5 protein-coding genes are annotated in these 5542 nt (G+C 70.2%); 1 reads left to right on the forward strand and 4 read right to left on the reverse strand.

All coding sequences use genetic code 11. The annotated features are described in order from the left end of the window. From K0M70_RS12420 to K0M70_RS12435, 4 genes are all read right to left on the reverse strand, one after another. A partial coding sequence (locus tag K0M70_RS12420) for an NAD(P)-binding protein (RefSeq protein ID WP_290782399.1) occupies window positions 1–325 on the reverse strand: 325 nt, incomplete at its 3' end. Between the two features lie 122 nt (window positions 326–447). Beyond that, window positions 448–1152, reverse strand: a complete 705-nt coding sequence (locus K0M70_RS12425; protein ID WP_290782401.1) for a rhodanese-like domain-containing protein — start codon at window positions 1150–1152, stop codon at window positions 448–450. Next, window positions 1149–2384 carry a hypothetical protein gene (locus K0M70_RS12430; protein WP_290782403.1) on the reverse strand — a complete coding sequence of 412 codons (1236 nt, stop codon included), beginning with the start codon at window positions 2382–2384 and terminating at the stop codon, window positions 1149–1151. The genes K0M70_RS12425 and K0M70_RS12430 overlap by 4 nt, the downstream gene beginning before the upstream one ends. 72 nt (window positions 2385–2456) lie before the next feature. After that, window positions 2457–3002, reverse strand: coding sequence for a sigma-70 family RNA polymerase sigma factor (locus tag K0M70_RS12435; protein ID WP_290782405.1), 546 nt, complete (start codon window positions 3000–3002; stop codon window positions 2457–2459). A gap of 117 nt (window positions 3003–3119) precedes the next feature. On the opposite strand from K0M70_RS12435, the gene K0M70_RS12440 reads away from it, so the two are divergent. Beyond that, the coding region (locus tag K0M70_RS12440; RefSeq protein ID WP_290782407.1) for a serine/threonine-protein kinase at window positions 3120–5542 on the forward strand (2423 nt) is incomplete at its 3' end.

Raw genomic sequence — 5542 nt, forward strand, 5'->3', positions numbered from 1 at the left:
CGCCGCCGAGCTCGGTATAGGTGTCGCCGCCGCGCAGGCTCATCACGCGTCCGCCGGCGCGACCGTTGTATTCCAGCAGCTGCACCCGGTAGCCGGCCTTGCGCAATTCGAACGCGGCCACCATGCCGGCGATGCCGGCGCCCAGCACCAGCACCGAAGCCCCCTTGGGCGCCGCGCCAAGCGAGGGCATGGACTGGAACGTGGTTTCGGCGGCCAGGCCCAGGCTGCTCATGGCCTGGTACATCACGGCGCTGCCCGCCGTGAGGCCGATCATGCGCAGCAGCTGCCGGCGCGTGATCGGGCTCGCTGTCGACGGTGCTGGCATGACGTCCCCTGGCGACACGGCTGGGCAAAATGCCGGTGTGCTTTTAGGTGGAACGTGCCCCGGCGCAGGCGGCGGCCAGCGAGCGGGCCGTTGGCGAACGCCCGCCCGTGCCGCGCTGGCCGCTACTGCCGGCCCGGCGCGTAGCCGGCGTTGCCCAGCGGCAGGCCTGCCTGCTCCCAGGCTTCGATGCCGCCGCGGTACCAAAGCACGCGCGTGTAGCCCAGATTGATGGCGCGCAGCGCGGCGTTGTAGCTCATCCAGCACTGCGTGCTCTGGCAGTAGAACACCATCGGCCGGTCCTTCCGGCCCTGGGTGGCCTGCTGCAGAAACTGGCCGAACTGCTGCTGGGTCTGGTCCTGGAAGTTGCCGGGCTGCGAAGCCGGCACCGCGGCGATGGCGTTGGGCAGCTGCTTGGGGCCGCCCAGGACGTCGAACACCAGCGCCTGGGCATTGGCATCGCGCAGCAGCTGGGCCAGTTCCGGCGTGGTCACCAGCCGTCCGCCAGGAATGGCATTGGGCGTGGGCCCGTGCATGGCGCCGACGTGGAGCTGGGCGGTAGGCGCTACGCCCAGGTCCAGGGCTTCCTGCGAAGCGTTGGCCGGGGACGGGCCGCTGCCGGTCGCCGGGCCGTAGCCTGGCTGCGCCGGCGCTGGCCACTGCGGTTGTTGTGGCTGCGGTGGCGGCCCGGGTTGCGGCGGCGGCTGCTGTTGCGGCGGGCGTGGCGTCGAGCCGAAGCTGTCCTGGGCGCGGGTCGCCGCCGGAAGGGCGAGCATCAGCGACAGCACGATGCCCGTTGCTGCGTTCAAGGGAAGGCTGGACGGTTTCATTCGCTGCGCTCCATCTGTTCGGCCTCGAGGCCCAGGTCCACCTGCGGGTTGAGGTTGGGGTCGTTGCTCTGGATATAGGTGCCGTCGTTGGCGCGCCAGGCGTGGTCGTAGCGGTTGTCCAGCTGCACTTGATCGCCAGTCACCGGGTCGTTGTAGCGGTCAACGTTGTTGATGCCGTCGACGGTGGCGCGGTGCATGGCGTCGCCGCTGTCGTTGCGGCTTTCCCAGCCCCGCTGGTTGATGTCGGCGATCTCGCGGTGGGTGTCGGTGATGATTTCGCCGCGCTCGATCTGGCCCTGCAGGCCGCGCTTGGTGATCGCGGCGTTGTGCTGGTTCATGCGCGCCTGCCACTGCGGGTCGGGCTGGAGGCTGTTGGCGAAGTGGGTGACCACGGCCAGGTCGAGCTGCCCGGCCGGCGCGGTGGCGACCACCGGCGAGCCGGCGATGCCGCTGATGAACTTGCGCACCTCACCCGGCATCACGCCCGCCATCGTGGTTTCCGAAAACTGCACGACCGCCAGGAAGCTCTCGCGCACTTCGCCGGATGGGCCGGTGTAGGCCACCAGCATTTCGCCGCCCTGTTTCCAGTGGCGCGTCTGCGCGTCCGAGGGCATCGGCGGCGTGCGGACAAGGTCGTCGCGGCTGCGGTAGTCGAGCACGCGTGCGCCGGGCCGCATCCGTTCCACCAGCGACTGCAGGTAAGCCTGCACCGTGGTGATCGGCAGGCGCGGGCAGCTGCCGCCGGGCAGGTCCATGCCCAGGTTGTCCCAGGTCCATGCATCGGGCGGCAGCATCTCCAGGCGCTGGCGGCCGTCGGCCGACTGCGCCTGCCACTGGAAGCCGGGCGTGGCGCCGCACGGCGCCTGCGCATTCCAGACCACGCCGCCGCTGGTTTGCCAGCCCGCGGGGATCTGCACCCACAGCGCCGGCATCGGCTGCCCGAAGCCGCTGGGGTCGATCACCGAAACGCGCTGCATGCCGCCGCCGGCGGGTGCGTCGCCGATGGCCGCTGCGGCAGTGGTGAGGGCGGGCGGCGGGACGGCGGTGTCGGCCGCTCCCGGCCAAGGTTCGGGTGCGCCCGGGCCCGGGTTGGCGGCAGCGTCCGGGGCTCGCACCAGGCGACTGTCGCTGCCGACAACCTCCGGCGGATCGGCGCCCTGGCGGCAGCCGGCGGATGGCACGCACAGGCTGGCCAGGGCCAGGGCGATGAGATGGCGCGGCAGGGTTGGCATGTGGTTTCTCCCGGTGTTGACCTTCAATGGCGCAAAACGGGGCCCGGCCGGCTCATCGGTCGCGGCGGGCGTCTAGCGCAGGTCGCCCATGGCGTCGAACAGCCAGGCCCGCGCGGCCTGCCAGTGCCGCTTGACCGTGGCTGGCGACAAGGCCATGGCTTCGGCGGTTTCTTCGATGGTGAGGCCGCCGAAATAGCGCAGTTCCACCAGACGCGCCTTGTCGGGGTCGATCTGCTCGAGCCGGGCGAGGGCGGCGTCGAGCGCCATCACGTCCAGGCCGGGCTCTTCGGCGGGCATGTCCAGCCCGGTGAGGGTGACGCGGTGGCCGCCGTCGCGCTTGGCGGCGTCGCGCCGCCGGGCGTGGTCCACCAGGATCTCGCGCATCAGCCGCGCGGCCATGCGCACGAAGTGGGCGCGATCCTGCCAGTCGATGCGGTCGAGGCCCGACAGACGCAGGTAGGCCTCGTTCACCAAGGCGGTGGGCTGCAGGGTGTGGTTGGCGCGCTCGCCGCGCAATTGCCGGTCGGCCATGGCCCGCAGCTCGGGGTAGACGATGCGCACCAGCTGGTCGCGCGCGTCGGCATCGCCGCGGCGCCAGGCGGAAAGCAGCGAAGTCACGTCTCCGGGCATGGTGCCCAGTCTAGCGCGGGGCGCCTGCCGCAGCCCATGAGCCAAGCCGGCCGTGTAATGCGCCTTCTGTTAGTGTCAGGCCGCAATGGGCGGCCAGGGGATGGCATGAAGACTTCGCTCGAAATACAGGTGTTGCAGCTTTTCGAACAGGCGCTGGAGCAGCCCGCGGCCCGGCGCATGGAGTGGCTTGCGGGGCAGGGGCAGTCCAGGGAAGTGATGGAAGGGGTGGTGCGCCTGCTGGGCGCGGAGCGCGAGGCCGCGGGATTCCTGGAAGAAACCGCCGTGATGCCCGACGAGGTGCCGCCGGAATTCCCCAAGATAGGGGAGCGCTTGGGCAACTACGAGCTGCTCAAGCCGCTGGAAGCCGGCGGCATGGGCGTGGTGTACCTGGGCCGGCGCGCCGACGACGTCTACGACCAGCAGGTGGCGATCAAACTGGTGCGCCCGGTGCACCTGCTGGCTGCGGCCGATTTCCGCCGCCAGCTGATCACGCGCTTCGAGGCCGAGCGCTCGATCCTGGCGCGCATGAGCCACCCGAACGTGGCGCGCATCCTCGACGGCGGCAGCACCGCCGGCGGCATTCCCTACCTGGTGATGGAATACGTCGACGGCGTTTCGCTAACCGACTACTGCAAGAACAACAAGCTCGACGTGCCGGCGCGGCTGGCGTTGTTCTGCAAGGTCTGCGACGGCGTGCAGGAAGCGCACCGCCACCTGATCGTGCACCGCGACCTCAAGCCCGACAACATCCTGGTGGGCGACAACGGCGAGCCGCGGCTGCTGGATTTCGGCATCGCCAAGATCCTGGAGCAGGAACCGCTGGGCGGCGAAAAGGGCACCTCGCTCTCGGCCATGACGCCGGCCTACGCCAGCCCCGAGCAGGTGCGCCAGGAAGCGCTGACCACCAGTTCGGACGTGTATTCGCTGGGCGTGGTGCTGTACCAGCTGCTGGCCGGCGTGCGCCCCTACGAACTGGGCGGCCTGCGCCCGGCCGAGGCCGAACACATCGTCTGCGACACGCTGCCCGACCCCATGCACAAGATGCTGGCCAAGGCCGCCATCACCGACGCCGAGCGCCGGCAGCGCCGCGCCCAGCTCAGCCCCGACGTCGAGCGCATCGTCGCCAAGGCCATGCACAAGGAGGCTTCCCGACGCTACGGTTCGGCGCAGGAACTGGCCGACGACATCCGCCGCTACCTCGACGGGCAGCCGGTGCACGCACATCCCGATTCGGGCGCCTACCGGCTGCGCAAGTTCATCGGCCGCCACCGCGTCGGGACGATCGCGGCGACGCTGGCGCTGCTGGCCGTGCTCACGGCGAGCGGCGTTGCGTTCTGGCAGGCGCAGGAAGCCACCCGTGCCGCGGCCGATACCGAATCGGTGAACGCCTTCCTGATGGACGTGCTGGGTTCGTCCGACCCCTTCACCACGGGCACCACGCTGAGCCTGAGCCAGGCGGTGGATGATGCCGCGGGCAGGGTGTCGAAGCGGTTCGCCGACCGGCCCGACCTGGCGGCGCGGGTGCGCTTCGCCCTGGGCTACAGCATGCTGAGCCGATCCAGGCTCGACATCGCCGAACGCGAGCTGACGCTGGCCCTGGAGCATGCGCAGGCCGCATTCGGAGAGGATCACTTGTTCACGCTGAAGGTTCGGGAGGCGATCGCGCAGCTCCGCAAGGACCAGGGGCGCACCAGCGAGGCCGAAGCAGAGCTGCGCCGGGTGATCGAACGACTCGAGGCTACCGGCCAGACCGGGAAACCGCTGTACTTCATCGCGGTGAACAACCTGGGCCAGCTCTTCCTGGACGCCGAGGACTACCCGAAGGCGCGCGAATACCTGTTGCGCGCCTTTGCCCTGAACGCCGACGGCATTCGCGTGCCCGACCAACCCTCGGCGCCGGCGTTGCTGCTGGGTAACCTCGCGTATGCGGCCCACGGGCTGGGTGAACTGGACGACGCGGACAAGCTGTATCGCGACGCCACCGCGCAGATGCAGGCGATTTTCCCCGACGGCAGCCCCGAGCTGGCGATGCTGGTGAACAACCATGCCTACGTCGTGGATGAGCTTGGTCGTGCCGACGAGGCCTACGCGATGATGCAGCGCTCGCTCGAGATGCGCCGCCGGTCGTTGGGCGGCGACCACCCCATGATCGTGGCGGCTGCGTTCAGCCTGTCCCGGGAGGCCCTCAAGCGCGAGGAATATGACGACGCGATCGCGCTCGCGCGCGAGGCAATCGACATGGCCGATCGCCTTGGCGAGGTCGAGATGGGCATCATGGCGCGCGTCACGCTGGCCGCCATCAACGTCAACACCAAGGAGTTCCTGGCCTCCGGCGCGCTGTTGGCCGAGGCGCGCGACCAGCTCGACCGCCTGGCGTCGCCGGAAGACTACCTTGGCGCCAATATCCAGGGCGTGCTCAGGCAGCTCTGCATCCGGCCCCGCAATCCCGCCGTGCCGGCCATCGCCCGGCGCGCGCCCCCCGGCCCCCCGCAGCCCGGCGCCCCCCATTTGAACAGGGCCCCCCGCCC

Origin of the sequence: Arenimonas sp., assembly GCF_019459675.1 — a bacterium.
In the GTDB taxonomy this organism is placed as follows: domain Bacteria; phylum Pseudomonadota; class Gammaproteobacteria; order Xanthomonadales; family Xanthomonadaceae; genus Arenimonas.

What these genes read in the sequence shown, in the direction of transcription:
- K0M70_RS12425 (WP_290782401.1), bottom strand. Translation starts at nt 1,152, where the DNA reads ATGAAACCGTCCAGCCTTCCCTTGAACGCAGCAACGGGCATCGTGCTG.
- K0M70_RS12430 (WP_290782403.1), bottom strand. Translation starts at nt 2,384, where the DNA reads ATGCCAACCCTGCCGCGCCATCTCATCGCCCTGGCCCTGGCCAGCCTG.